The organism is Chenggangzhangella methanolivorans (assembly GCF_019797865.1).
GTDB lineage: Bacteria > Pseudomonadota > Alphaproteobacteria > Rhizobiales > Methylopilaceae > Methylopila > Methylopila methanolivorans.
The window spans coordinates 1,636,847-1,662,562 of the sequence record NZ_CP081869.1 but is presented as its reverse complement, the minus strand read 5'-3'; the positions used below and the strand labels follow the sequence as shown (position 1 = coordinate 1,662,562).

General features: G+C 71.7%; 15 protein-coding genes and 5 pseudogenes. 8 read left to right on the top strand and 12 right to left on the bottom strand.

Annotated elements, in window-relative coordinates; all coding sequences use genetic code 11:
- Nucleotides 1-20: 20 nt before the first annotated feature.
- A complete protein-coding gene (locus K6K41_RS08750) occupies nt 21-1,031 on the top strand; it encodes a LysR family transcriptional regulator (protein WP_315855168.1) in 1,011 nt (336 codons plus the stop codon).
- Here the strand turns inward: K6K41_RS08750 and K6K41_RS08745 are convergent.
- Nucleotides 938-3,085 carry a sensor domain-containing protein gene (locus K6K41_RS08745; protein ID WP_261404711.1) on the bottom strand — a complete coding sequence of 716 codons (2,148 nt, stop codon included), beginning with the start codon at nt 3,083-3,085 and terminating at the stop codon, nt 938-940. The genes K6K41_RS08750 and K6K41_RS08745 overlap by 94 nt on opposite strands.
- 112 nt (nt 3,086-3,197) lie before the next feature.
- Nucleotides 3,198-3,899 (bottom strand): annotated as a pseudogene (locus K6K41_RS08740) (MASE1 domain-containing protein); the annotation flags it as partial.
- Nucleotides 3,900-4,122: 223 nt separating this feature from the next.
- On the opposite strand from K6K41_RS08740, the gene K6K41_RS08735 reads away from it, so the two are divergent.
- A complete protein-coding gene (locus K6K41_RS08735) occupies nt 4,123-4,290 on the top strand; it encodes a hypothetical protein (protein ID WP_261404710.1) in 168 nt (55 codons plus the stop codon).
- A 43-nt stretch (nt 4,291-4,333) separates the two neighbouring features.
- Nucleotides 4,334-4,966, top strand: coding sequence for a Hint domain-containing protein (locus tag K6K41_RS08730; RefSeq protein ID WP_261405685.1), 633 nt, complete (start codon nt 4,334-4,336; stop codon nt 4,964-4,966).
- An 88-nt stretch (nt 4,967-5,054) separates the two neighbouring features.
- Here K6K41_RS08730 and K6K41_RS08725 read toward each other — a convergent pair whose 3' ends face one another.
- The gene (locus tag K6K41_RS08725; RefSeq protein ID WP_261404709.1) at nt 5,055-5,531 is read right to left on the bottom strand and encodes a hypothetical protein; all 477 of its coding nucleotides are present in this window, start codon (nt 5,529-5,531) and stop codon (nt 5,055-5,057) included.
- A 207-nt stretch (nt 5,532-5,738) separates the two neighbouring features.
- On the opposite strand from K6K41_RS08725, the pseudogene K6K41_RS08720 reads away from it, so the two are divergent.
- A pseudogene (locus K6K41_RS08720) lies at nt 5,739-7,347 on the top strand (AMP-binding protein).
- Nucleotides 7,348-7,503: 156 nt separating this feature from the next.
- On the opposite strand, the gene K6K41_RS08715 reads toward K6K41_RS08720, so the two are convergent.
- From K6K41_RS08715 to K6K41_RS08705, 3 genes and pseudogenes are all read right to left on the bottom strand, one after another.
- The gene (locus tag K6K41_RS08715; RefSeq protein WP_261404708.1) at nt 7,504-7,731 is read right to left on the bottom strand and encodes a hypothetical protein; all 228 of its coding nucleotides are present in this window, start codon (nt 7,729-7,731) and stop codon (nt 7,504-7,506) included.
- A 43-nt stretch (nt 7,732-7,774) separates the two neighbouring features.
- A pseudogene (locus K6K41_RS08710) lies at nt 7,775-8,718 on the bottom strand (cupin-like domain-containing protein).
- Nucleotides 8,715-11,324, bottom strand: coding sequence for a GNAT family N-acetyltransferase (locus tag K6K41_RS08705; RefSeq protein WP_261404706.1), 2,610 nt, complete (start codon nt 11,322-11,324; stop codon nt 8,715-8,717). The pseudogene K6K41_RS08710 and the gene K6K41_RS08705 overlap by 4 nt, the downstream one beginning before the upstream one ends.
- A gap of 279 nt (nt 11,325-11,603) precedes the next feature.
- On the opposite strand from K6K41_RS08705, the pseudogene K6K41_RS08700 reads away from it, so the two are divergent.
- Nucleotides 11,604-13,159 (top strand): annotated as a pseudogene (locus tag K6K41_RS08700) (alkaline phosphatase D family protein).
- 87 nt (nt 13,160-13,246) lie between these two features.
- Here the strand turns inward: K6K41_RS08700 and K6K41_RS08695 are convergent.
- Nucleotides 13,247-13,801, bottom strand: a complete 555-nt coding sequence (locus K6K41_RS08695; RefSeq protein WP_261404705.1) for a DUF924 family protein — start codon at nt 13,799-13,801, stop codon at nt 13,247-13,249.
- 303 nt (nt 13,802-14,104) lie between these two features.
- Between K6K41_RS08695 and K6K41_RS08690 the strand changes: the two genes are divergently transcribed.
- Nucleotides 14,105-14,905: a L,D-transpeptidase gene (locus K6K41_RS08690; protein ID WP_261404704.1), complete on the top strand. Its 801-nt coding sequence runs from the start codon at nt 14,105-14,107 to the stop codon at nt 14,903-14,905.
- Nucleotides 14,906-15,101: 196 nt separating this feature from the next.
- Here the strand turns inward: K6K41_RS08690 and K6K41_RS08685 are convergent, their stop codons facing one another.
- From K6K41_RS08685 to K6K41_RS08660, 5 genes and pseudogenes are all read right to left on the bottom strand, one after another.
- Nucleotides 15,102-15,230 (bottom strand): hypothetical protein, encoded by a 129-nt coding sequence (locus K6K41_RS08685; protein WP_261405913.1) that lies wholly within the window; start codon nt 15,228-15,230, stop codon nt 15,102-15,104.
- Between the two features lie 82 nt (nt 15,231-15,312).
- Nucleotides 15,313-15,420 (bottom strand): annotated as a pseudogene (locus K6K41_RS08680) (hypothetical protein); the annotation flags it as partial.
- Complete coding sequence (locus K6K41_RS08675) at nt 15,401-16,909, bottom strand: AMP-binding protein (protein WP_261404703.1); 1,509 nt, start codon at nt 16,907-16,909, stop codon at nt 15,401-15,403. The gene K6K41_RS08675 and the pseudogene K6K41_RS08680, both read right to left, overlap by 20 nt.
- 104 nt (nt 16,910-17,013) lie before the next feature.
- Complete coding sequence (locus K6K41_RS29380) at nt 17,014-19,575, bottom strand: GTP-binding protein (RefSeq protein WP_315855166.1); 2,562 nt, start codon at nt 19,573-19,575, stop codon at nt 17,014-17,016.
- Nucleotides 19,576-19,699: 124 nt separating this feature from the next.
- Entirely contained in the window at nt 19,700-21,496 is a 1,797-nt protein-coding gene (locus tag K6K41_RS08660) for a glucan ABC transporter ATP-binding protein/ permease (RefSeq protein WP_261404702.1), read from the bottom strand.
- Nucleotides 21,497-21,716: 220 nt separating this feature from the next.
- Here K6K41_RS08660 and K6K41_RS08655 point away from each other — a divergent pair, with 220 nt between their 5' ends.
- Together K6K41_RS08655 and K6K41_RS08650 are read left to right on the top strand one after the other, a co-directional pair.
- On the top strand, nt 21,717-22,388 hold the full coding sequence (locus K6K41_RS08655; protein ID WP_261404701.1) for a hypothetical protein: 672 nt from the start codon (nt 21,717-21,719) through the stop codon (nt 22,386-22,388).
- A gap of 31 nt (nt 22,389-22,419) precedes the next feature.
- Nucleotides 22,420-25,677 (top strand): hypothetical protein, encoded by a 3,258-nt coding sequence (locus tag K6K41_RS08650; RefSeq protein WP_261404700.1) that lies wholly within the window; start codon nt 22,420-22,422, stop codon nt 25,675-25,677.
- The last annotated feature ends 39 nt before the right edge of the window (nt 25,678-25,716 follow it).

Sequence of the window (25,716 nt, the reverse complement as noted above, 5' to 3'; positions counted from 1 at the left end):
GCATATGTTTTGGATATGGCATGGAGCTGCGGCACATCCGCTATTTTCTGGCTGTCGCGGAGGAGGGCAGCTTCACCAAGGCGGCCGCCCGGGTCGGCATCGGCCAGCCCCCGCTCAGCCTCCAGATCAAGGATCTCGAGGCCGAGGTCGGCGCGCTGCTGTTCCACCGCCTGCCGCATGGCGCAGAGCTCACCGAGGCGGGGCGGGCGTTCCGCGACGCGGTCGCCGCCATGCCGGGGCAGGCCGAGGAGGCCATCCGTCTGGCGCGGCGGGCGTCGCGCGGCGAGCTTGGGTCGCTCGGCCTCGGCTGCATCGCCTCGGCGGCCGTCAATCCGATCGTCTCGACCGCGATCCGCGGGTTCCGCCGCGCCTATCCGGACGTCGAGCTGAGGCTCGAGGAGTCGAGCTCCGCCGTTCTCGCCGCGGGCCTGCGCGAGGGCCGGCTCGGCGCGGCGGTGATCCGGCCGAACCGGGCCGACGCGCGCGATCTGAGGCTCCATCTCATCGCCGAGGATGCGCTCGTGGCCGCGCTGCCGGCCGGCCATGAGCTTGCGGCGCAGACCGGGCCGCTCGCGCTCGCCACGCTTGCGAACGAGACCTTCGTGATCACCGCGCGCGAGATCGGCGCGGGGCTCTACGACACGGTGGTGGAGGCCTGCCGGCAGGCGGGCTTCGAGCCGCGCTTCGGCCAGCCGGCGCCGCAGATCGCGACGCTGCTCGCGCTCGTGGCGGCCGAGTTCGGCGTCGCGCTCTTTCCCGCCTCGATGCGGCAGCTGAGCGTCGCAGGCGTCGTGTTCCGGTCGCTGGAGCGGCCGGCCCCGAAAGTGCCTCTCACTGTCGCGGTGCTGCGGGAGGAACGCTCCGAGCTCGTGCGCAATTTCGTGCTGCAGGCCGCGCCGCGGCCAAGGCGGTGCGCGCCGGCAGGTGAGGCGCGGCCTCAGGCCCGCCCGATGCGGCGCGGCCGGGGGAGCGCGAGGTCGGTCGCGATGAAGTCGCGTGCTGCGGCCGGCGCCAGCGGCCCGCTGAAATGAAAACCCTGCACCTCGGTGCAGCCGAGCGCGCGCACGGCCTCGAGCTGGCGCGCGGTCTCGACGCCCTCGGCCGTGATCGAGGCGCCGCTGCGCTGGCCGAGCCCCACGATCGCGCGGACGATCTCGGCGACCTCCGGATCCTCGATCTCGGTGATGAAGGAGCGGTCGATCTTGATCTTGTTGAACGGGAACCGCCGCAGATAGCTGAGCGAGGAGTAGCCCGTGCCGAAGTCGTCGAGCGCGATCCGCACGCCGAGCGCGCGCAGCCGCATCAGCGCCGAGACGACGCCGACCGCGTCCTGCATGAGCACGCTTTCGGTGATCTCCAGCTCGAGCCGGGAGGGGGCGAGGCCCGAGCTTTCGAGCGCCTCGACCACGCTGCGTTCGAGCCCCGCGCGCTCGAACTGCACGGCCGACACGTTGACCGCAAGCCGCAGGTCCGACGGCCAGGCGGCGGCTTCCGCGCAGGCCTCGCGCAGCGCCCAGTCGCCCATCTGCACGATGAGGCCGGTCTCCTCGGCGAGCGGGATGAACTCGGCGGGAGACACCATTCCGCGGGTCGGGTGCGGCCAGCGCATCAGCGCCTCGAAGCCGCCGACGCGGCCCGTTTCGAGCGAGACGATCGGCTGGTAGGCGAGCGCGAAGCCGCGTTCGCGGGCCGCGACCTGAAGGTCGGCCTCGAGCTGGTTGCGGGCGATGAACGCGGCGTCCATGCCGGGCTCGAAGAAGCGGTAGACGTTCCGTCCCTCCGCCTTGGCGCGGTAGAGCGCGGTGTCGGCGTTCCGGAAGATCTGGTCGCCGGGATCGCCCTGGCCGAGCGCGACGCCGACGCTGACGCCGACCGCCGCGACCTGCCCGTCGACGTCGATCGGCCGCCCGACGAGCTCGACGATGCGCTGCGCCACCACGGCGGCGTCATGGGGGCGGTCGATTCGGCCGAGGATCACGGCGAACTCGTCGCCGCCGAGGCGCGCCGCGACGTCGTGCTCGCCGAGCGCGGATCGCAGCCGTTCGGCGACGACGCGCAGCACCGCGTCGCCGGCCGCGTGGCCGCGCGTGTCGTTGACCGACTTGAACCGGTCGAGGTCGCAGGCGAGCACCGCGAACTGGCGTCCGCCGCGGTCGGCCGAGACCGCGGCCGCCAGCAGCTTCTGGCGGAACAGGGTGCGGTTCGGCAGGCCCGTCAGCGCGTCGTGATGGGCCATGTGCTCGATCTGGAGCTCGGCCTGCTTGCGACGGGTGATGTCGATGTGGGTGCCGACCATCCGCAGCGCGCGGCCTTCGGCCGAACGCGACACCACCTTGCCGCGCGCGAGCGCCCAGGCGTAGCCGCCGGCCTTGGTCTTCAGCCGGTACTCGCACTGGAACGTCGGGGTCTGGCCCTTGAGGCAGCTCCCCAGCAGCTGGCGCGCGCGCTCGACGTCGTCGGGATGGATCATCTCCTCGACGGTGCCGATGCGCGGCTCCATCTCGGACGGGTCGTAGCCGAGCGTCGAAAACCAGTGGTCGGACAGCTCGAGCGCGCCGCTTTCGAGGTCCCAATCCCAGATGCCGTCGCTGCCGCTGTCGAGCGCGAGCGCGAGGCGCTCCTCGCTGACGCGCAGCGCCTCCTCGGCGTTCCGGCGCAGCGTCACGTCGCGCAGCGACGCGACATAGCCTGTGGCCGCGCCGCTCGCCTCGTCATGGGTCAGGCTGAACGACACTTCGAGCCAGACCCAGGCCCCGTCCTTGCGCCGGTAGCGCTGGCGCGTGACCGCGCGTTCGACTTCGCTCGCCGAGAGCGAGGCCAGCAGCCCGGCGTAGCCCTCGCGGTCGTCGGGATGGACGAAATCGAGCGGCCTGGTGCCCACGAGCTCCTCGGGCTCGTAGCCGAGCAGCGCCTTGCAGGCGGGCGAGACGTAGCGGCGCGTGGTGTCGAGCGAGGACAGCACGATGATGTCGGTGGTGTTCTCCGCGAGCAGGCGGAAGCGGCTCTCGCTCTGGCGCAGCGCCGAGAACAGGCCCATGCGGCGCTGCAGCTCGGCCGCGGCCGGCAGCACCGTGAGGCACACCATCGCGATGTAGAACTGGAAGAACTGCGAGCGGAAGCCGGACGACTGCTCCCATCAGCGCCATCGGCCCGACGCCCTTGAAGGTGAGCGGCGCGCCGATCGCGATCAGCGTCAGGATGCTGACCACCGCGCCGAGCCGCCCGAGCCGGAAGGTGAGGAACAGCGCCGGCAGCAGCGGCAGGAACAGGATCGGCAGCGTCGACTGCGCGAACACGCCGACCGTGACCGCGACCATGAAGGCGCAGAGCGCCGCCGCCTCTACGATCTTGCGGCGGTCGGCGGCGCGGCGCCACTCGCCGAACCGGTCGCGGCCGACGAGCAGCGCGAGCGGCAGCACGGTGAGCGCGCCGAGCCCGTGGCCCATGAACCAGTTGAAGGCGTTCGCCGCGAAGGGCGTGCCGGTGACGAGCGTCGCGACGCCCGCGCCCGCCGGCGCCGTGACGGCCGGCGCGATGACGCCGACGACGAGGCTGAAGCCCAAGACTTCGCGGATCGACGAGAACTCGCCCGGGCGGTCGATCCAGCGCCGGAGCAGCACGGCCGCGACCGCCGCTTCCGCCACGTTGACGAGCGCGAGCGGCCCGGCGGCGAGCGGCCCGAGGCCGAGCAAGGCGGTGGCGACCGCGCTCGCGGCCGCGCAGCCGGCGAGCGCCGGCGCCCAGGCGCGGCGCGGGCTCAGCACCAGATGGCTCGTCAGGATCGCGGACGCGGTCCACACGAAGGCGACGCCGCCGCTGAACCGCGTCAGCCAGACGGTGATCGCCGCGGCGACGAGGTAGCCGAAGATCAGGCTGAGGGGCCAGGTCGGTTTGGGCATCGCGTCGTCTTGGGCACCGCGTATCGGGCGTCATGACGCAAGCCGCGCGGCCGTCGCGGGCCGCTTCGCGTCGCCCGGATGCTAACCGACTGAAAGTTAAGGGAGCTCTTCGGGCGCCGAACGCCTTCGACCGGACGCGCGGACTTGCGCCCCGATAACGGCGACGTGATGGATCGCGCGACGGCTCCGCGAGTTCAGCCTTGGGGCGCGAGGAGTTCGGCGCATGCTGAAGACCGTTCTGAAACTTGCGGCCGGGCAGTATCTCGCCCGCCGCCACGCCCGCACCGGCCAGGGGCCGCGTCGCCTGCCGCCCACTTCCGTCAACCAGGTCAAGCACCGCGCCGCGAGCTCGGCGGTCCGCTGGCTGTTCGACCGGTTTTCGAAGCGCTAGCCGGCACGCCCTCCCGCGCAGGGGCGACGGACCGGCCTCCGTAATCCGCCTTCAGCGCCCCCAATCGCCTGAAGACGACCTCTTCATCCTCTGCTTCGCGCCCGGCACGCTGATCTCGACGCCGTCCGGAGAGACCGCTGTCGAGACGCTCGGCGTCGGCGATCTGGTGACGACGGCCGACGGGAGCGCCGTTCCCGTGAAGTGGATCGGCCGTCAGGCGATCGGCGGGGCGGCCGGCATGCCCGAGGGCCGCGAGCCGGTGAGGATCTCCGCCGGCGCGCTCGGCGACGGCCTGCCGCTGCGCGATCTCGTCGTCACCTCCGACCACGCCATGCTGCTCGACGGCGTGCTGGTGCAAGCCGGCGCGCTGGTCAATGGCTCCACCATCGCCCGGCTCTCCCAGTCTGTGATCCGCGACGGTCTCACGGTTTTCCACATCGAGACCAAGGGTCACGAGATCATCCTGGCCGAGGGCGCTGCGACCGAAACCTTCGTGGACAACGTCACCCGGCGCGCCTTCGACAACTTCGCCGAGTTCGAGGCGCTCTACGGCGCGACCGCCGACGCGATCGCCGAGCGCGACGAGCCGCGCGCCATGAGCCCGCGTCAGGTTCCGGCCGCCATCCGCGACAGGATCGCGATCGCGGCGGGCGAGGGGCTGGCGCAGGCGGCCTGAAGCGCCAGCGCGCTTCGGACAGAGAAAAGCCCGGCGCGTCGGGGGACGGGCCGGGCTTTTTCGTGAGCGCGCGTCAGAGCGCCGACGCTCAGGCTTCCGCGCGTTCGACCCGCGGCTCGACGCGCTGGCGCCCGCCCTCGGTCACCATCTTCGACACGATCCGGTCGCCGGGGCCGACGAGGCCGAGCGGCACGTCGCGGTCGGGCAGGATCACGGTCGCCTTGTCGCCCACCATCACGACGAGATGGGTCTTGTCGGCCGCGGCCTCCGCGGCCCAGCGCTTGAAGGCGTCGTAGAACGGGTTCTTGCGCCAGGCGTCGGGAGCGGTCACGTCGACATTGACCACGAGCGCGGCCTTGTCGGGGCTGCCATAGACGACGAACTTGCAGCGGTCCGGCCGCCATTCGGGGCCGAAGCTCTCGCGCAGGATCCAGAGGCAGTGGAAGGTGCGGCACTCGCTCGGCCGGTCCTCGTAGATCTTGCAGGCGCGGCCCGGCACGCAATGCGGGCACCAGCGCCCCGCCGGCTTCTCGAGCTCCGCGATGCCGAGAAGCTTGCAGCACATGGTGCATCCGCCGCACTCGCGCATCGCCTGTGGTCCTCGCTCTTCGTCGCGCGTCGAAATCCGGCCGACCCTAGAACGATTCCGGGCGGGGTTCATCACGCCGCCCGGCGAAAGACGACTTGACCGCCACGCGGCGTTCGTCGTCGATGCCTCGCAGCCGCTAGCCCCTCGAGGCGCCGGCCCGCACGGTCGGGGTTTGAAACGGGAATGTCTCAGGACGACGCATTCGGGCGACTGCGCGGCGCGTTCCGCTGGGAGATCCCGGAAAAGTTCAACATCGCGGAGGCGATCTGCGACCGCTGGGGGAGCCCGAGCCGGACCGGATCGCGATCCTGACCAAGCGGCCGGGAGCGACGCTCGAACCGACCACCTATGGCGAGCTGCGCGCGGCCTCGCATGCGCTCGCAGCCGGCCTCGCCGAACGCGGGGTCGGGCGCGGAGACCGCGTCGCGGTTCTGCTGCCGCAAGGGCCGGAGGCCGCGGTCGCGCATCTTGCGGTTTCCCGCCTCGCCGCGGTGGCGACGCCGCTCGCGCTCGCCTTCGGGCCGGACGCGGTGTCGTTCCGCCTCACGGATTCCGGCGCCCGCGCGATCGTCACCAACGCGGCGGGCCTGGCGAAGCTGCGCGCCGTCGAGGAGCCGCCGTCCGATCTCGTCGTGGTCTCGACCGACGGAGCCGACGGCGACGCGCTCGACTATCGCGCGCTTCTCGCGCGAGGCGGCGAGGTTCCGCCCGCCGACACACGCCCGACGATCCGGCGCTGATGATCTACACGTCCGGCACCACCGGGCCGCCCAAGGGCGCGCTCCATGGCGGGCGGGTGCTGCTCGGCCATGTGCCGGGCTTCCGGCTCACCCATGACGGCTTTCCGCGGGCGGGCGACCTCGGCTGGACGCCGGCCGACTGGGCCTGGGCCGGCGGCCTGCTCAACCTCATGATGCCGTGCCTCCACGACGGCGTTCCGGTGGTGGCGCAGCCGGTGGTGAAGTTCGATCCCGAGGCCGCCTTCGCTCTGATCGCGGAGGCGGGGGTGCGCAACGCCTTCATCCCGCCGACGGCGCTGCGCCTCATGGCGCAGAGCGGCGACCCGCGCGAGCGCCATCCCGGCATGGCGCTGCGCTCGCTGGTGGCGGCCGGCGAGCGGCTCGGCGAGGCCTCGTTCGACTGGGCGCGCCGCGCCTTCGGCGTGCCGGTGAACGAGGTCTACGGCCAGACCGAGTGCAACTACGTGCTGGCCTCCTTCGCCCATCTCGGCGTCTCGAAGGCCGGGTTCACGGGCAAGCCGACGCCCGGCCACGAGGTCGCGCTGTTCCGGCAAGACGGGACGCGCTGCGCGCCCGGCGAGCAGGGCGAGATCCGCGTGCGCCGGCCCGACCCCGTCATGTTCCTGGAATACTGGGACAAGCCCGAGGCGACGGCGGAGAAGTTTTCCGGCGACTGGCTGCTGACCGGCGACCAGGCGGTGACGGACGCCGACGGCTATTTCCGCTTCCTCGGCCGCGACGACGACGTCATCACCTCGGCGGGCTACCGCATCGGCCCGAGCGACATCGAGGATTGTCTTTCCCGCCACCCGGCGGTCGCTCTCGCCGCGGTGGTCGGCAAGCCCGACGAGATGCGCACCGAGATCGTGAAGGCCTTCGTGCAGCTGACGTCCGGCGTCTCGGGCGACGAGGCGCTCGCCGAGGAGCTGAAGCTCTTCGTACGCGAGCGCCTCAGCCACCACGAATATCCGCGCGAGATCGAATTCGTGGCCGAGCTGCCGCTGACCACCACCGGCAAGATCATCCGCCGCGCGCTGAGGGAGCGGGGGTAGGCGTCATCCCGGGCGGGCGAAGACCCGTCCGGGATCGTGCTCCGGAAAGGGCGCTTCTTTCGGAGCACGATCCCGACTCTTCGCGGCTGCGCCGCTTCGGCCGGATGACGGTCTTTGGTCACATGACGGTGTCGCCGCTGACGACGACCAGAAAAATCATCCAGCGTCTGTCGAGGGGGTAGGGCTCGACTCGCTGAGACGCTCGCCCCGCATGCGGAGCCAGATCCAGAACGTCTGAAACGCGAGTGTGGCGACGGCGGCGGTCACGATCTTCCGGTCGGCGCCGGTCGCGTTGAGCATGCAGATGAAGAAGACGAGAAGACTGAGCAGCCTCTCGTCGGCGTAGAACTTCGCGCGTTTCATGAAAGGGTGCTCGTCGTTCATGCGGACATCCTCCATTCACGTCGATCGCCGGGCGGCGTCTCGATCACGCCGCCTTCTTGCCCGCCTCGTGCGCCTTGTCGGCGTAGTTCGCCTGTTCGCCGAACACGGCGCGCCTCAGCAGGCGCCGCATGCCCTCGCTCCTGCGCAGCGGCTCGATCGCGGCGCGCGCGGCGGTGTAGGCCGCAACCTTCAGCCCGTCGAGCGCCGGCTTCTGGCCGGGCGCCGCCTGCGGAAAGCCGCGGTCGCGCAGAAACGCGTTCATGAACAGCAGCTTGTTGCGGCGGACCACAGCCTGCGACCGCCAGGTGACGGCGAGCGAGATCGACCAGCCGTCGCCGGTCCGCACCCAGTGGGGGACCTGGTAGGGGACATAGACGCCCTCGCCGGGCGCGAGCGTGTAGACCGTCGCGCGCTCCTCGAAGCGCTCCTCGTAGGGCAGGTTGCGGTGCTTCGAGGGCGCGCTCTCCAGCAGCTCCTCGGAGACGATCGCGCGGTCCTCGTTGTCGAACAGGTGGAAAAACTTCGGCCCGTGGATCTGGACGAAGAAGTTGTCCTCGTTGTCGCAATGGAACGGCGTGGTCGAGTTCGCGGAGGAGACGAAGACATAGCCCTCGACGTCGGCGAGCTTCATCGACGCGAAGCTGTCATGGCCGAGCTGGCGGCCGATCGAGAGCAGCGCCTCCTCGATCAGCGCGCGATAGGCCGGGACGGTCTCGACGCGCTTCAGCACCATCCAGGCGCCCGCGGTCTCGATCTGGCGCACGACCTCCTCGGGCGCGAGGTCGACGAGCGGAACGTCCTCGGGCCGCTGGTTCACCGAGACCGCGCCGGAATTGTACTCGATGCGGTCGCGGGGCAGCTCGCGGACGAGTTCGGCGAGCCGCGGCAGCGTCAGCAGCGATGGCCGGCGAGATCATGCGTGATCGGAAACGGCTTCGTCGGGTAGCGGGCCGCAAGGTCCGCCGGGTCGGCGCGCAGCGTCGTCATGAGCCCTGTCCCTTCAGTCCGCGATAGAGGTCGCGGAGGCGCCTGCGCAGGTTCCGGCGCAGCCGCTCGGCGCTCGCCGCGCCCTCGACCATGCCGGCGGCGTCGGGATCGAGCGCGACCAGCACGTCCGAGAGCGCAAGGCGCCCGCGCCAGAGGCGATCGATCATCGGGTGGTCGGCGACGGCGGTCGAGTCGACCTCGACGAGCCGCTTCTCTTCGGCGAGGAGCCGGGTCAGCTCGAGCGTGAGCTGGACGCCGGGCGAGAGCCGCGCGAGCGTCTCGTCATAGGCCACCTTGTAGAACCAGCCGCGGTCGCCGGCGATCAGCACGACGCCGGAGGCCGCGAGCCGTTCGCCGGCGAACAGCTCCAGCACCAGCGCGTCGCCCGAGCGGGCAAGGTCGGCGAGAAGCGTCTCGAAGAAGGCGCGCTGGTCCGGCGCGTCGGCCATGGCGGTGCCGGCCGCGCCCTTCCAGCCTTTCGCCTCAAGCGCGAGGAAGCGCGCGGCGGCGGCCGCGACGTCGGCCTCGGCGCGGGCCGCGCGGAAGGCCACGGGGCCTTGGTCGGCGAGGCGTCGGGACTGGCGGCGCAGCTCCTTGAGCTTGCGGGCGGGAAGGCCGGCTTCGTCCTCGCCGACGCGCAACAGGGCGCGGGCGTGGCCGTCGACCCGGGCGACCGCGCGGCCGGCCTCGGCGGCGGCCGCCATGAGCGCGCGCGCGGCCGGGCCTTCCGGCAGGAAGCGCAGCAGCACCGTCGAGGCGCCCTCGGCCGAAAGCCCGGCGAGGAGAGCGGCCGCGGCTTCCGCCGCGACGTCGCGGTCGAGCAGCGGCGCGCCGAGCGGGCCGAAGTGATCCCAGTCCGCGCTCGTCAGCCCGCCCGAGAGCGGCAGCGCGCGATGGGGCGCGAGCGGAACGGCGGCGACGAGGCGGGGATGGGCCGAGGCCTCGTCCCAGACCGCCGCCATCCGCACGTCGCGCGATCCGGAAAGACCGGAGGCCGCGATGGCGAAGCCCGCTTCGGCGAAGACGTTGCGTTCGAGCGCGCGCCCGGCGAGCGCCTCCCAGGCGGCGCGGCTGCGGCCGAGCTCGGCCGGCGTCAGCATCTCGAAGCGGAGCGATCCCGCGGGCGCGGCCGGCGCGGCGACGGGCTCGTCCACGACGAAGGGCGTCGCCACCACGTCGGCGATGGCGTCGCCGGTCATCTCGCGGGGCGTCGGGGCGGGGGCGGGCCCGCGGCCCCAGGGCAGCGCGCCGAGGCCGAGCCGGCGCCGCGTCGCCCAGAACAGCACGACGGATTCGACCGCGAGCGTGATCGAGGTCGCGATCGCCGCGCCCATCGCGCCCCATTTCGGAACGAACGCGAGGCAGAGCACGACATTGAGCGCGAAGGCCGAGCCATAGATCGCGGCGCAGAGGTTCTGCTCGTTCAGCATGTTGAGCAGGCGCTCGAGCGGGCCGACGGTCGCGCGGGCCAAGAGCCCCACCGCGATCGCGAACAGCAGCGGATAGCCCTCGGTGAATTCCGGCCCGAACAGCCACAGGATCGGCCAGCCGAGCGCGAACAGCGCGACGCAGCCGGCGAGCGAGGGCCAGAACGTCCAGCGCGCGGCGTCGCGCACCATGGCGGAAAGGCGGGCCTGGTCGCCCGTGACCGCATATTCGGAGAAGCGGTGCGCGACCGCGGCCGCGACCGAGAACGACACAAAGGCGACGAGCGACATCACCTTGACGGCCGCATAGTAGACCGCGGTCTCGTGCGGATCGTGGAAGGCCGAGAGGATCAGCACGTCCACATAGGCGAGCGACAGGTAGAAGCCCTCGACCATGAAGATCGGGAGCGAGACCTTCATCCAGAGGCCTGGCGCGTAGGTCCTCGGGCCGGCCGGCACCTTGCGCTTGAGCCGCCGCTCCAGCATCCAGAGCTGCGCGACGCCGGTCGCCCAGGTGGCGACCACGGTCGCGGCCATGGCGGTCGAGGCGGTGGGGGCGAAGTCGAACTGCGACAGCGCGCCGAGCAGCGCGAGGATCAGCAGCGGGCGCACGAAATAGGCCGGCGCCAGCGCGACGTCGATCCAGTTGTAGGTGCGCGCCAGCCCGTCCTGCACGTCGGTCAGCACGTACATCGGCACGCAGACGAGCGCGAGATAAAGCGGGACGAGCGCCCAGTTCTCGAGATGGGCGGAGAACAGCCAGACGCCGAGCAGCCCGAGGCCTGCGATCACGGTCGAGATCGCGGTCGCGAGCGCGCGGCTGCCGATGAGGAAGCCGCGCAGCAGCGCATCCTCGCCGCGTTCGGCGTATTCGGGAATGAAGCGCTGCGGGCTCGAGGCGAGGCCGAAGGTCGTCAGCCCGCCGAGCAGCAGCACCCAGGTCCAGACATAGACGTAGACGCCGTATTCGCCCTGGCCCATCCAGCGCGCGAGCAGGATCTGCGACGCGAAGGCGATGCCGGCGTTGACGACCCGGATCAGGAAGGCGGAGCCCGCGACCTTCTTGGCCATCGCCGTGTCCGAACGGTCGGCGATGAGCGCGCGGACGCGCGCGACGAGGTCGGCGAGGCGCGACGATGTCCGGCCGGCGTTCAAGCGCGCTCCCACGTCTGCCTGCATGTCCGGCGTCTTCGTCCCCATGGAGGAGGGGACCATAGGCCCGCCGCGCTTAAGGATGGGTTCGGGAACAGCGTAAACGGGATCGTTCGAAATTGAGGGGAAGCGATGGTCACCCCTCCGCCTTGCGGGGAGGGGCGGCAGGCGTCGCGACTTTGGAATGTCGTCCGCTCAGCAAGTGGTCGATCGCTGAAAAACGTCTGTCACATGGGGCGTCTAGAACCGTTCCAGACCGGCCGTCCGGCCGAGAGCCCCCGACGATGTCAGCCGAAAGGTCTTTCGATGAGCGGTTCCCGTTCCCTGTGGCGGCCGTCCCGCCGGCTCGTGCTCGCCGGCGCCGCGTCGGTCGCCGCCGCCTCGGCCTTTCCGCGCCCGGCGCTCTCGCTCGCCGGCCGCCGGCCGAAGCTCGCCTCGGGCGTCCAGTCGGGCGACGTCGGCGCCGACCGCGCCATCGTCTGGAGCAAGGCCGACCGGCCCTCGCGCATGGTGGTCGAGTGGTCGACGACCGAAAGCTTCAAGGACGCCAACCGCGTCGTCGGCCCGGACGCGCTCGGCGGCTCGGACTTCACCGCGCGGGTCGACCTGCGCAAGCTGCCGGCGGGGCAGGACGTCTTCTACCGGATCAGCTTCGAGGACCTGAAGGACGTCTCGGCGGTGAGCGAGCCCGTGGTCGGCCGCTTCCGCACCGCGCCGTCCAACAAGCGCGACGTAAGTTTCGTCTGGACCGGCGACACCGCGGGGCAGGGCTGGGGCATCAACCCGGACTTCGGCGGCATGAAGGGCTACGAGGCCATGCGCCGGACGCGGCCCGACTTCTTCATCCACTCCGGCGACACGGTCTATGCCGACGGCCCGCTCGAGGCCGAGGTGACGCTGGCCGACGGGCGCAAGTGGAAGAACCTCGTGACCGAGGAGAAGTCCAAGGTGGCCGAGACGCTGAAGGAGTATCGCGGCCAGCACGCCTACAATCTCCTGGACGAGAACGTGCTGCGGCTGAACGCCGAAGTGCCGATGTTCGCCCAGTGGGACGACCACGAGACCACCAACAACTGGTACCCGCAGGAAATCCTCGACCTCGAAAACTACGACGTGAAGAGCGTGGCGTTGCTGGCCGCCCGGGCGCGGCAGGCGTTCTTCGAGTACATGCCGATCCGCGTCGACCAGCGCGATCCGCAGCGCATCTACCGCGCGGCGAGCTACGGGCCGCTGCTCGACGTGTTCTTCCTCGACATGCGCAGCTATCGCGGGCCGAACTCGAAGAACCTGCAGACCACGCGCTCCGACGAGGCCGCGATCCTCGGCTCGGCGCAGGTCAAATGGCTGAAGAAGCAGCTCGCCGCGAGCAAGGCGCTCTGGAAGGTCGTCGCCTCCGATATGCCGATCGGCCTCGAAGTGCCGGACGGCGAGAACTGGGAGTCGCCAATGGCGACGACGGCAAGCCGAAGGGCCGCGAGCTCGAGATCGCCGACATTCTGGGCTTCATCAAGCGCCGCGACGTGAAGAACGTGGTGTGGGTCACGGCCGACGTGCACTACACGGCCGCGCACCGCTATCACCCGAACCGCGCCAGGTTCCAGGACTTCAAGCCGTTCTGGGAGTTCGTCGCCGGCCCGATCAACTCCGGCACCTTCGGCCCGAGCGCGCTCGACATGACGTTCGGGCCGCAGGTGAAGTTCGTGAAGGCGCCGCCGGAGGGGCAGGCCAACCTGTCGCCGCTCGACGGCCTTCAGTTCTTCGGCCATGCGGCGATCGACGGGAAGAGCGGCGTGCTCACCGTGTCGCTGAGGGATCTCAACGAGACGACGCTCTATTCGGTCGATCTCGACCCAGAGGGGTGAAGCGCATCTCGCTGCCTGACGGCGGCGGCTGGCCGTCGCGATCGCCGCGGCCCTTCCCGAAAGGGGAGGGGAGAAGGCGGCGCACCTTCACCCAGCAAACCCGCCCTCGGCCAAAAACCTCCGCTCCGCGGCCGTCGAGGCCCGCCCCAGCGCCCCGTTGCGATGCGGGAACCGTCCGAAGCGGCGGATGATGTCGGCGTGGAGTTTCGCGTATTCGAGCCCGTTCTCGTCGCCGAGCCGCCGGAACAGTTCGAGGCAGACCTCCTGCGCGCCGAAATCCTCGGCGTGCTCGAACGGCAGGTAGAAGAACGAGCGCATCTCCCGGGTCACGCGCCGGTCGAAGCGGCGCGCGATCGCGGCGGTCGCGACGGCGAGCGCCCGCTCGTCGCTTGCGAAGGCGCGCGCCGTCCCACGATGGAGATTGCGCGGGACCTGATCGAGCAGGATGACGAGCGCGAGCGCGCCTGTCGGGGTCTCGTCCCAATGGTCGAGCGCGCCCGCGAAGGCCGCCACATGCAGCCGCTCCATCCGGGCGCGGATCGCGGCGTCGAACATGTCGGATCTGGCGAACCAGCGGTCGTAACCGGCGGCGCGCCAGAAGGCCGTGACGGCGAGGGCGTCGGGCGGGGCGGCGTGTCTCATAGGCGCGAGCCTAGGCGCGAGGCCATGGCGCGTGAAGTCGCCGATGGTCGATCGCGCATGGGTTGCAGTTCGGCGAAAGCATAGCAGCCATGCGCGCTCACAACCGCGCGATCAACGCAGCCGTGAACGCCCGGCGGAACGCGTTTAACCGGCATTTACCATGTGGCCTGCAAGCATCACCGGTCGCTGGTTCACGCTTTTGCTTCGCGAGCGCCCGATCTCGGCCCGAATCCGGGCGGAACCGATGACGCCTGAGAATGTTGGCGTGGCGCGACTTCGCGCAGCCGTGTCGAGAGTATCGAAATGCTCGAAAGCAACCGTCCCACCCGCCGCGGCTTCGTCGCAGCGTCGCTCTCCCTCGCCGCGCTCGGCCTTGCAGGCTGCTCCACGACGCAGGGGCCGGGCCCGATGCTGGTGCGTCACTCGCCCGCGACCGTCGACATGTACGGCGCGCGCCCCGACGAGCTTTACCCGCTGCCCGCCACCGACATCTCCAAGGTCGACGACAGATGGCTGCGCCAGCAGGTGCGTTACGACACGCCGGAGCCTCCCGGCACGCTCGTGGTCGACACCCGCGCGCGCTACCTCTACCTCGTTCAGGACGGCGGAACGGCGATGCGCTACGGCATCGGCGTCGGCAAGGCGGGGCTTGAGTTCGAGGGCGAGGCGCGCGTCGGCCGCAAGGCCGAATGGCCGCGCTGGACGCCGACGCCCGACATGATCGCCCGCGAGCCGGACCGCTACGGCCCCGCGGCCGGCGGCATGGCGCCGGGCCTCGACAATCCGCTCGGCCCCCGCGCGCTCTACCTCTTCCAGGGAAACCGCGACACGCTCTACCGCATCCACGGCACCACCGAGCCCTGGTCGATCGGCAAGGCCGTGTCCTCGGGCTGCATCCGCCTGCTCAACCAGGACATCATCGACCTCTACGGCCGCGTGCCGAAGGAGTCGCGCGTCGTGGTGCTGCAGGACCAGCCGGCGATCGCGCGGGCGCCCTACAGCGAGCCCGCGCCCTACGAGGGCGAGTACGTGGAGCCGGAGGGCTACGGCCGCGATCGCGGCTACGGCCGCCGCGGCCGCTGGACCGACGACGCGCAGGGGTGAGGGCTTCAAGACAGGGCGCGACGTCCGTGACCCCCTCTCCCGCGTGCGGGAGAGGGTAAGGGTGAGGGGCGTCAGCGCCGGCGTTTGAAAGATGAGCACGTCCGCAGCGGACGCGCCTCTTTTTGGGACCCGCTGCGCCACTTCCCCTCATCCTTACCTTCTCCCGTAAACGGGAGAAGGGGCGGCCAGCGCGCGACTACACCCGCAGCCGCTTGGTCGCGACCTCGTCATAGAGCTCGGCGTCGAGCGGCGCGTAGCGGCCGCTCGCAGGGTGGGCGAGGAACATCGGGTCGGCGACCACCCGCGGGTCGCAGCCCTCGCGCACGAGATCGACCCTTGCGCTGCTTCAGCGTGCCGGTGAGGTCGAGCTCGCGCGCGATCCGGATCACGACGGGCCGCGCGAAGCTCGGCAGCTGCGCGGCCACATGGGCGTGGAGGCCTTCGAGGTCGATCCCCTCGTCCTCCGGCACCACCATGGCCATGCCTGCGCGCCCGTCATAGCCCGGTAGCGCCACGCCGTAGACATTGACGTCCTTGACGCCGGAACACCGAAATGGCCTCGGAGACCTCGGACGTCGCGACGTTCTCGCCCTTCCAGCGGAAGGTGTCGCCGATGCGGTCGACGAAGAAGAAATAGCCGCGCTCGTCGCGCCGCATCAGGTCGCCGGTGCGGAACCAGCGGTCGCCGGTCTCGAAGGCGTCGGTCAGGATCTTGCGCTTGGTGGCTTCCGGATCGGCGTAGCCCTCGAACCGCGCCGACGGTTTCGACGGGTCGTTGAGGATGAGCCCGACGGCTTCGCCGGCCTCCTCCGGCCCGCACTCGATGCAGAAGCCGTCCGGGCCCCGCACCGGCTCGCCGATCTCGACGTCGAAGCGCACCACCTTCACGGGGAACTTGCGCTTCAGATACCAGGCGATGCGCCCGACCGCGCCCTGCGTGCCGTCGAAATTGAACAGCGCGACGTTGCCCTCCGTCGCCGGTACCATTCGAGCACGAGCGGGATGCGGAAGCGCCGCTCGAACTCCGGCCACACGTCCGGCCGAAGCCCGTTGCCGCAGACGAGCCGCAGCTTGTGGCGCTTCTCGGAGGCGGTTTCGGGCGTGTGGGACGAGGTAGCGGCAGAGCTCGCCGATATACTGCGCGAGCGTGCAGCCGCTCTCGACGACGTCGTCCCAGAACCGGCTCGCCTGGAACCTCTCGCGGATCACCACCGAGGCGCCGGCGATGAGCGGCGAGCCGGCCGCGATCACGCCGCCGGCGGTATGGTACATCGGCAGGCATTCGTACATGCGGTCGTCAGGCCGGATGCCCATCGCGCCGCAGAAGCCGTGGGAAATCGCCATCAGCCGGTAGTGGTTGATGTTGGCGGCCTTCGGCAGGCCGGTTGTGCCGCTCGTGTAGATGTAGAGCGCCCGGTCCTCGATCGAGAGCGTGGGAAGTTCGTCGGCCGGGATCGGATCCTGCGACTGTTCGAGCGCGGCCTCGTCGACCCGCGGCCAGCCTTCCTCGCCCGGGCCGTGGCGCCAGACCCTGGGGGCCGGGTCCGAGGCGACGAAGGGATGGGCGGAGGCGTAGGCCGCCTCGAGCTCCGCCCCGACCACGACGTGCTTCGGCTTCACGATCGAGACGCAATGCGCGAGCGCCTGGCCGGTAAGGTTGGTGTTGAGCAGCGCCACCGCGCCGCCGATCCGCAGGATTCCGACCCAAAAGGCGAGATAATCGGGCCGGTTGGCCATCATCAGAGCGACCGTGTCGCCCTTCTCGACGCCGTTCGCCCGCGCCCAGCGGGCGTAGGCGTTGGCGCGTCCGTTCAGCTCCTCATAGGTGAAGGTCTCGCGCTCGGAGATCAGCGCGGTGCGGCCGCGGTGCTTGTCGGCGAGTTCGGCGATGACGTGCGGAAAGACGCGGTTGCGGTTGCGGCCGATATGGGTGGTGGCCTTGAGCGCGCGCAGCATGCCGGCGAGATACGCGGCCTCTTTGGCCAGTCTCGACCTTGCGGCCATCTCGTCTCCCCTCGCGTCCGCTTTCGCCCGAAGGCCGGGGACGTCTTTTGGTTCGGCCCATCAAGCTCATGCGCAGGCCGGCTGTCCAGTGCCGCCGGCGCGCCTCAGCCGAGCAATCCTCCGGATCTCGGGCTGAGCGGGCTTTCGACAAGCGCCGCGCGGTCGGGACGATCGACGGAGGCCTGTCCCGCAAAGGCGGCGTAGAGCTTGGCGATGAGGTCCGGCTCCAAACCTTCGCCGATGGCCACGAGCCGGGTGCGGCGGTCATCGTCCGGCCAGGCGTCGAGGAAGCGCGGCTCGGCGAAGACGTGGCGCACGCCCTGGACCACGAGCGGGCGGTCGGGCTCGCCCACGATCCTGATGAGTCCCTTGAGGCGAAGCAGCTTCGGCGCATGGGCCGAGCGCAGCAGCTCGACGAACATGTCATAGGCCTCGCGCGTCAGCGGCGCCTCGCTCGCGAGCGAAATCGCGCGGATGTCGCCATGGCCGGCGGGCGCTTCGGAGAGGTCGCGCGCCGTCGGCGGGGCTTCGGCGATGAGAGACATGGCGGTGACGACGCCGGCGTCCTCGATCGGAGCCGCCGGGTTCAATTTTGCGAGAAGCGCGCGGGTCGCGGCGGCTTCGTCCCCGGAAGCCACGTCGAGCTTCGACAAAACGATGCGGTCCGCCATCGCGATCTGGCGCGCGGCGTCGAGGTGCTCGCCCGCCGCCTGCGGGCCTTCGACGGCCGAGACCACCGTCACCACGGCGGCGAGCCGGTAGCGCATCGCGAGATAGGGGTGGAGGGTCAGCGTTTGGAGGATGGGCGCGGGGTCGGCGAGGCCGCTCGTCTCCAGCACGAGGCGGTTGAACGGCGGGATCCGCTTGTTGTCGCGGGCGCGCAGAAGATCCTCGAGCGTCGCGATCAGGTCGCCGCGCAGCGAGCAGCACAGGCATCCGCCCGCAAGCGCCACCACGCCCTCGGCGACATGCTCGACGAGCAGGTGGTCGATGCCGATCTCGCCCGCTTCGTTCACCACGACGGCTGCGTCGGCGAGCGCGGGGTCGCGCAGCAGGCGGTTCAGCAGCGTGGTCTTGCCGGCCCCGAGGAAGCCGGTGAGCACGGTGAGCGGGATCGGGGCGGGGCGCGCGGCGCTCATGGGCGGCTGAAACCGACTGCGTGCTTCGAGACGCCGTCCTGCGGACGGCTCCTCAGCATGAGAAATTGTCTCTGTCGGGAAAATTCCACCGCGGTCCTCATGCTGAGGAGCCTCGGCGCAGCCGAGGCGTCTCGAAGCACGCAGTCCGGTCAATCTCAGAACGCCTTGCCGTTCGCCGGCGCGGCGTTCTGGTAGATCGCTCCGGAGGTCGGCTGCGCGCCGTTGCCGGCGGCGTTGGCGTCGACGGCGGGCTTGAGGTCGATCTTCTGCTTGCCTGTCTTGGGCTTGGAGGCGGCGCTTTTGGAGGCGTCGCTCTTGGCCGACTTCGCCGCGGGCTTCGGCTTGGCCTTCGTCGCCGCCTTCTCCTTGGTCGCCCGCAACGGCTTCACCTTGGCCGAGCCCGGCTTCACCGTCTGGCCGGCGATCGCGGGCGTGGTTCCGGGCGTCGGCGCGAAGGCGGTCGGCGAATCCTCGTCGACGCCGCTCGGGGCCGCGGCGACGGCGGGCGCGTTCGGCGCGGGGGTGGCGTAGACCATCACCGGCGAAACCACGGTCTTGGCCTTCAGCGTCTCGGCCCAGGGGTGGCCGTCGAGCATCAGGCGGCGCGCCTGGCGGGTCTTCGCGCCGGCCTTGCCGCACATCTCTTCGCGCAGGTCCACCGGGAAGGCGGCGGTGACGGCGGGCAGGCTCGCAAGCGTGCCGACGGCCTTGGTGGCGGCGAAGCCCCGCTCGAAGGCGTCGACCGCGACTTCCGAGCGCTCGAGCGGCGAAGGCGCCGAGCACCACCGTCACGAGCCGCCGTCCGCCGCGCGTCGCGGTCGCGACCACGTTGTAGCCGGAGCCGCACACATAGCCGGTCTTCATCCCGTCGGTGCCGGGATAGCGGCCCATCAGGCCGTTGTGGTTGCGCAGGGTCCGGTCGCCGATCTTGATGGCGTCGAGCGCGAACAGGCCGCCCATCTGCGGGAAGTCGCGATAGAGCGCGCTCGCGAGGATCGCCATGTCGCGCGCGGTGGTCCGCTGAAGATCGGGGCCGGGACGAACCGGAAGGCCGTTCGGATTGACGAAGTTCGAGGAGCGCATGCCGATGAGCTGCGCGGTGCGGTTCATCTCGACGACGAAATTCTCGACCGAGCCCGAGACGCCCTCCGCGAGCAGAAAGGCGATGTCGTTGGCCGACTGCACCATCAGCATCTTGAGCGCGTCGTCGACCGTCACCGTCTGGCCGACCTGGAAGCCCATCTTGCTCGGCGGCTCCTGCTGCGCGCGCTCGCTGTAGGTGAGCGGCGTCTGGAGCGAGATCTTGCCGGCCCTCACCGCGTTCAGCACCACATAGGTGGTCATCAGCTTGGTGAGCGAGGCCGGGAACCACGGCGTGGTGGCCTCGCGCGCCTCGATCACCGCGCCGCTCGCGACGTCGGCGACCAGAAGCGGCGCGGCGGAGGCGGAGGAGAGGCTCGCCGCCGGAAGGGCGAGCGCGAGGACGGCGGCCGCGAAGCGGCGGCGGATCTTCGTGGTGAACAGCAACTCGAAACCCGTGCTTTGATCGTCGCGAAGCCGCGGCGAAGGCTTGGCGCGACGCCCCGAAACCATCCTGCCGGACGGGCTCCAGTCATACCGCGCGAGGCCGTCCTTGCCAATCACGGCGCCTTCACGGGGCCTCGACCCGGACTTGCGCGGGCGCCGCCGGCTTCGTCAGCTCCTGCGCCGCCACGAGCCGCGCGAAGGTTCCGCCGGCGTTGGCCAACTCCTCGAAGCCGCCGCGCTCGACGATGCGGCCCTTCTCGAACACCAGCACCAGATCGGCGCTCCGCACCGTCGCGAGCCGGTGCGCGATGACGAGCGTCGTGCGCCCTTTCCGCGCCGCGTCGAGGGCCGCCTGGACGCGCGCCTCGGTGCCGGCGTCGAGCGCGCTCGTCGCTTCGTCGAGCACGAGGATGGGCGGATCCTTCAAGAGCGCGCGGGCGATCGCGAGCCGTTGCCGCTCGCCGCCCGAGAGCGAGGCGCCGCGCTCGCCCAGCACGGAGTCGAAGCCCTGCGGCAGGCGGGCGATGACGTCGAGCACCTCGGCCTTGGCGCAGGCGGCCTCGAGCTCCCCGATCGTCGCGTCGGACTTGCCGACGCGCAGATTGTCGGCGATCGAGCGGGCGAACAGCATCGGATCCTGGAACACGACGCCGACGTTCCGGCGCAGCCCCTCGAGCGTCAGGTCGCGCACGTCGGCGCCGTCGACGCTCACCCGGCCCCCGGCCGGATCGAAGGCGCGGTGGAGCAGCGCGAGCGCCGTCGACTTGCCCGAGCCGGTCGCGCCCACGAGCGCGACCGTCTCGCCGGGCCGCGCCTCGAACGAGACGTCGGTCAGCGTCGGCCGGCCGGCCTCATAGGCGAAGGACACGTTCTCGAACGCCACATGGCCCGCGACGCGGCCCGGATCGCGCGCGCCCTCGCGCTCGGCGACTTCGGGGGCTGCGTCCGCGACGTCGAGCAGCTCGGCGATGCGCGGGGCGTTCAGCAGCAGCATGTTGATGAGGCTCACCGCCTCGCCGAGCTTGCCGACCGTCAGGGTCGCGAGCGCCGCGAAGGTGACGATGTCGCCGACGCTCGCGAGCCCCCGGGAGTTGAGCTCCGCGCCCGCCAGCACCACGCCGAGCACCGTGATCGTGCCGGCGGCCGGCGTCGCGGCGGCCGCGTAGGCCCACCACGAGAGCACCGGCATCTGCGCGTCGAGCAGGCGCTGCATGACCGCGCCGAGCGCCTTGGTCTCGGCCTTGGCGCGCGCGAAACTCTGCACCACGGCGACCTGCGCGATGGCGTCGGCGGCCTGCTGGGCGACGTCTGAATGGTAGGCCTCGACGTCCTCCTGCCGGTTCTGGGTCTGGCGCGTGAGGATCGTGATCGCGATCCCGAAGACCACCAGCAGTCCGATCAGGATCCCGCCGAGCCAGGGATTGAGCGCGAGGCTCGCCGGCAAAAGCGCCGCAAGCCCGATCAGCGTGGCGCAGCCCGATCGGAAAAAGGTGAGCCAGACGTCGGCGAGCGCGTTCGCGCCGACCACCAGCGCCTTCACGATCCGCCCCGAATGGGTGCGCCGGTGCCAGCTGAGCGAGAGGGTCAGCGCGTGGCCGAACACCTCGGTCATGGCGGCCAGGCGCCGGCGATGCGACAGGCGGTCGGCGTTGAGCCCCACCACCACACGGCCCGCGATCGCCGCCAAGGCGATTCCCGCCCAGATTGCGGCGAGCCCAAGGATCGGTTCGCCGCCGCGCGTTAACCGGTCGATGATGGCGCCGAACAGCACCGGCTCGGCGAAGGCCGCGCCTGCGAGCGCGACGTTGCCGCCGACGAGCCATGCGGCGAGCCGCTTCTCCTCGCCCAGCAGCGCGATTGTGCGCCTGTAGACCCTGAAGGCGTTGAGGCGATTTTTCAGGGCGGGCGGCGAAGCGTTCATCGACGATGTCTGGACCGCCGCGGGCCGCCGCGCCAGCAGGCGAAACGGCGCAGAGCGGCGATTAACTTCGGCTAAGGCTTCGTTACCAAAAACGCTCTGGTTAACCGCTTGTTTACCCTAAACGGCAAAAGTCGCGAGTGGCGGAAGGGCGCGCGTCGCGTCGTCTCCGGCCATATCGCCCCAGACCGCGCTGACGCGCCGGGGCTCCGGGATGGATGCCATGAGCGTGCGCGACCCGAGGGGCTGGTCCGACGAACCGAAGCGGGACGACCGCGGCGGCCGCGGCCCGCTCGCCGACCTTACCGATCGTCTGGCCGAGGCGCGCCGCCGCGGCGAGCCCGCGCCCGAAGAGCTCGAGCGGCTGGTGAGCCTGCTCGCGCAGAGCGATTACGAACCTGGCGCGCGCCTCACCCAGGCGCTCGAAGGCCTCGCGCGCTGGAGCGGGAGCGAGGAGCAGGCCCCGCGCCGGTCCCAGCCCGGCCGCCAGCCCGTCCCCGCCGAGATCGAGGCCCGCCTCGTCGAATTCGCGAGCACGCTCGCCGACCGCGCCCAGCCCGCACCCGCGCAGCGCCGCGCCGACCAGCGCACGCCGCCGATCGCCTCGCTGCGCGCGGCGCTCGCCGAAATCTCCGAGCGCCAGCGCACGCTCGATTCCGAGGACGCCGCCGCCCGCGACGCCGCCGCGCGCCGCCCGGCCGCGCGCCAGCCCGAGCCGCGGCCCGAACCTTACCGCGCGCCCGAGCCCTATCGCGCCCCTGAGCCCTATCGCGCGCAGGAGCCGTCCCGTCCGGCCGCGCCCGCCCGGCGTTCCCGAGCCCGCGCGCCAGCCGGAGCCGCTGCGGCGTCAGGACGTCGCCCGCCAGCCCGACATCGAGCCGCGCCGCACCTATGAGCCGCAGAAGCCGGACGTCGCGACCGCCTCGATGGTCCGCGAACTGCGCGCCGAGATCGACAACATCGGCCGCGCCGTTTCCGACCTGCCGTCGCGGCAGAAGACCGACGCGGCGGCCTCCGCCTCGATGGTGCGCGAGCTCCGCACCGAGATCGACCGGCTCGGCCGCTCCGTCTCCGACCTGCCGACCCGGCAGGAGGTCGACACGCTGTCGCGCGAGATGGGACAGCTCGCCGGCCGAATCACGGCGGACCGTCCCGCCCGGCTCGACCCGGCTTCGCTCGGCGCGATCGACGCGCTCGTGGGCGAGGTCGACCGCATGCGCCGCGACGCCGCCAGCCCGCAGATGATCGCCGACCTCGCCGAGGAGCTCCACGCGATCTCGGCCCGTCTCGAAACGCTCGGGCCCGCGAACTCGACCGCCATCGACGCGGTCGCGCGCCGCGTCGAGGAGGTCCGCGCCGAACTCACGCAGTTCCCACGCGCCTCGGCGGTCGACACGCTCGCGTCCGAGATCCAGTCGCTGATCGGCCGCCTCGACGACCAGGAGCGCGTCGCCGCCCCGACGCGTCAGGCCGTCGTCGGCCTTGCGAGCCGCGTCGAGGCGCTCGACGACCGCATCGCCAATGTCGCTCTGGCCGTCGCCGACCGCGAGGACGCCTTCGAGCGCGCCGCCGCCCCGACCCGCCAGGCGGTGGTCGGGCTCGCGACCCGCGTCGAGGCGCTCGACGGCCGCATCGCCAATGTGGCGCAGGCGGTCTCGGCCCGCGACGACGCCTTCGAGCGCGCCAACGCCTCGATCCGCGCCGAGCTCGACAACCTGCCGCGCGCCGAGGCCGTCTCCGATCTCGGCCGCCAGATCGACGCGCTGACCGAGAGCCTCAAGAACCGCTCCGCCATCGGCCCCGCGCTGAAGGCGGTCGAGGGCCTCAGCGGCCGCGTCGAGGCGCTCGACGGCAAGATCGAGGCGATCGCCAAGGTGCGGGCCGGCGAGGCCGAGTGGCTCGCCGACACGATGCGCGACGAGATCGCGGCCGCCGCGCGTCCGCCGGCGCTCGACGGTCTGGAGCGCCAGATCGCGGCGCTGACCGCCAAGCTTTCGAGCCAGCGCGACGACCGCGGCGACGACGAGGTGAGGGCGCTGTCGGGCAAGATCGACGGGCTGGGCGACCGGCTCCTGTCGGTCGCGCAGGCGACCGGCGCCCGCGACGCGGCCTTCGACCGGATCGAGGGCGAGGTCCGCTCGATCTCCGAGCGCCTGCGGGCGCCGCGCGCGTCCGAGCCCGTGGAGCGCGACGCCGCCTTCGACCGCATCGAGGAATCGGTGCGCGTCATCGCCGAGCAGCTTCTCAACCCCCGCGAGACCGCCCGCGACGGCGCCTTGACGGTCGAGGCCGAGATCACGCGCCTCGTCGACGGGCTCGAGCGCAACGACGGCCGCCTCGACGACCTCAACGCCGCCTTCGCGGGCCTCGCCGCCCGCGTCGAGCGCAGCTGCGCCGATCTCGGCGCGCGCTATCAGGAGACCTCCGCGACGCAGGGCGTGCGCGGCGACGACGAGCTCGAGGGCGAGATCGTCCGGTCGCTCGCAGAGCTTCGCGCCTCCGCGGCCCAGAGCGAGCGCCGCGCCGCCGACGCGCTCGACGCCGTTCGCGCCACGCTCGAGCGTCTGCTCGACCGGATGGAGCAGATGGAGACGGCCCCGGCCCGCTCGGCTCCGATGTTCTCGGCCGCCGTCGAGGACACGCGCTACGATCCGGAGCCGCGCCGCGAGCCCGAGCCCCGCGCCGACGCCGCCGAGGCCGCGCGCGCCGCCGCCCGCCGCGCGCTCGCCGAGATCGCGGCCGGCGACGAGCCGCCGGCGCCGCGCCTGCCTTACGCCGACGAGCCGCGCTTCAAGGCGTTCTCCGATCTCGGCGACGATCCGATCGAGCCGGGCGCGGGCGCGCCCAAGGTCGAGGCCTCGGGCCCGAGCGCCGCGTCCTTCATCGCCGCCGCGCGCCGCGCCTCGGCCCAGCCGCAGCCCGACGTCGAGCCCGAGGCCCCCGAGGCCCCGGCCGAGCCGGCCGCGCGCTCGGGGCTGTCGGGCGCGATCTCGAAGCTCAAGGCGCGCAAGCGTCCGTTCCTGCTCGGCCGCCGCGACGCTGATCGTGTTCGCCGCGCTCTATGTCGCGAACGGCATGACGGGCTCCCAGTTCGAGCCGGCCGCCGATCCCGCCCCGCAGAGCCGCCTTGCGCCCGATCTCGAGCCGACCCCCGCGCCCTACGGCTCCGGCGCCGCGCCGACCGTGATCGAAGGCCCGCGCGCCGCGGCGGAACCCGCCGACGGGTCCTCCGCCGCGCAGGAAGGGCTCGATCCTCCGCCGCCCGGCGCGGCTCCGGCGCCCTCCGCCGCCGCGTCAGCCGCCGCGCCGAAGCCCGAGGCGAACGCCGCGCCGCGCACGGCCGCCCAGAACTTCGCCTTCGCCGACGCCGGCGCCCTGCCCAAGGCGCGCACGGTCGAATGGAAGGCCGGCGAACCCGTCACCACGGGCTCGATCGCCCGGACCGCGCCCGGCGGACTGCCCGACACCATCGGCGGCCGACGCTCCGCATGCGCGCCGCCGCCGGCGATCCGTCGGCCCAGCTCGAGGTCGCCGACCGCCTGCTCGACGGCCGCAACGTCGAGCCCGACGCCGCCTCCGCCGCGGTGTGGCTCGAGAAGGCCGCCGCCCAGGGCCTCGCCCCGGCGCAGCACCGCCTCGGCAGCCTCTACGAGAAGGGCCGCGGCGTCGCCCGCGACGTCACGACCGCGCGCCGCTGGTACGAGCAGGCCGCGGCCTCCGGCAACGTGCGCGCCATGCACAATCTCGGCGTGGTCTACGCCGAGGGCGGCCTCGGCAAGCCCGACTACAGCGCGGCCTCGGTGTGGTTCCGCATGGCCGCCGAGCGCGGCCTCGTCGACAGCCAGTACAATCTCGCGGTGCTCGACGCGCGCGGCATGTCGGGCAAGCGCAACCTCGTCGACGCCTACAAGTGGTTCTCGCTCGCCGCCGTCCAGGGCGACGAGGACGCGGCCAAGAAGCGAGACGAGGTGGGCAAGGCGCTCGGCTCGCAGCTCGCCGCCGCCAAGGTCGCTGTCGACGCGTTCCGCCCGCGCGCCGTCGAGCCTGCGGCGAACGAAGTTCCCTCGCCCCCCGGCGGCTGGGACCGGGTCGCCGAGCGCAGGACGCCTCGACCCCGCGCTGAACGTGGTTCGATGAAGACTGTCCCCACCGGCTTTCGAGGGGGCGGTCCAGTCCGGGGGTGACGGCCGCGCCTGACGCGGTATTCTGCCCGCACGACGAGC

Coding starts and splice junctions, on each gene's coding strand:
- K6K41_RS08750 (WP_315855168.1), top strand. CDS start 21: ATGGAGCTGCGGCACATCCGCTATTTTCTGGCTGTCGCGGAGGAGGGC.
- K6K41_RS08705 (WP_261404706.1), bottom strand. CDS start 11,324: ATGCAGGCAGACGTGGGAGCGCGCTTGAACGCCGGCCGGACATCGTCG.
- K6K41_RS08715 (WP_261404708.1), bottom strand. CDS start 7,731: ATGAACGACGAGCACCCTTTCATGAAACGCGCGAAGTTCTACGCCGAC.
- K6K41_RS08725 (WP_261404709.1), bottom strand. CDS start 5,531: ATGTGCTGCAAGCTTCTCGGCATCGCGGAGCTCGAGAAGCCGGCGGGG.
- K6K41_RS08650 (WP_261404700.1), top strand. CDS start 22,420: ATGGTCCGCGAACTGCGCGCCGAGATCGACAACATCGGCCGCGCCGTT.
- K6K41_RS08660 (WP_261404702.1), bottom strand. CDS start 21,496: ATGAACGCTTCGCCGCCCGCCCTGAAAAATCGCCTCAACGCCTTCAGG.
- K6K41_RS08655 (WP_261404701.1), top strand. CDS start 21,717: ATGAGCGTGCGCGACCCGAGGGGCTGGTCCGACGAACCGAAGCGGGAC.
- K6K41_RS08675 (WP_261404703.1), bottom strand. CDS start 16,909: ATGGCCGCAAGGTCGAGACTGGCCAAAGAGGCCGCGTATCTCGCCGGC.
- K6K41_RS08695 (WP_261404705.1), bottom strand. CDS start 13,801: ATGAGACACGCCGCCCCGCCCGACGCCCTCGCCGTCACGGCCTTCTGG.
- K6K41_RS08745 (WP_261404711.1), bottom strand. CDS start 3,085: ATGGTGTGCCTCACGGTGCTGCCGGCCGCGGCCGAGCTGCAGCGCCGC.
- K6K41_RS08735 (WP_261404710.1), top strand. CDS start 4,123: ATGCTGAAGACCGTTCTGAAACTTGCGGCCGGGCAGTATCTCGCCCGC.
- K6K41_RS08690 (WP_261404704.1), top strand. CDS start 14,105: ATGCTCGAAAGCAACCGTCCCACCCGCCGCGGCTTCGTCGCAGCGTCG.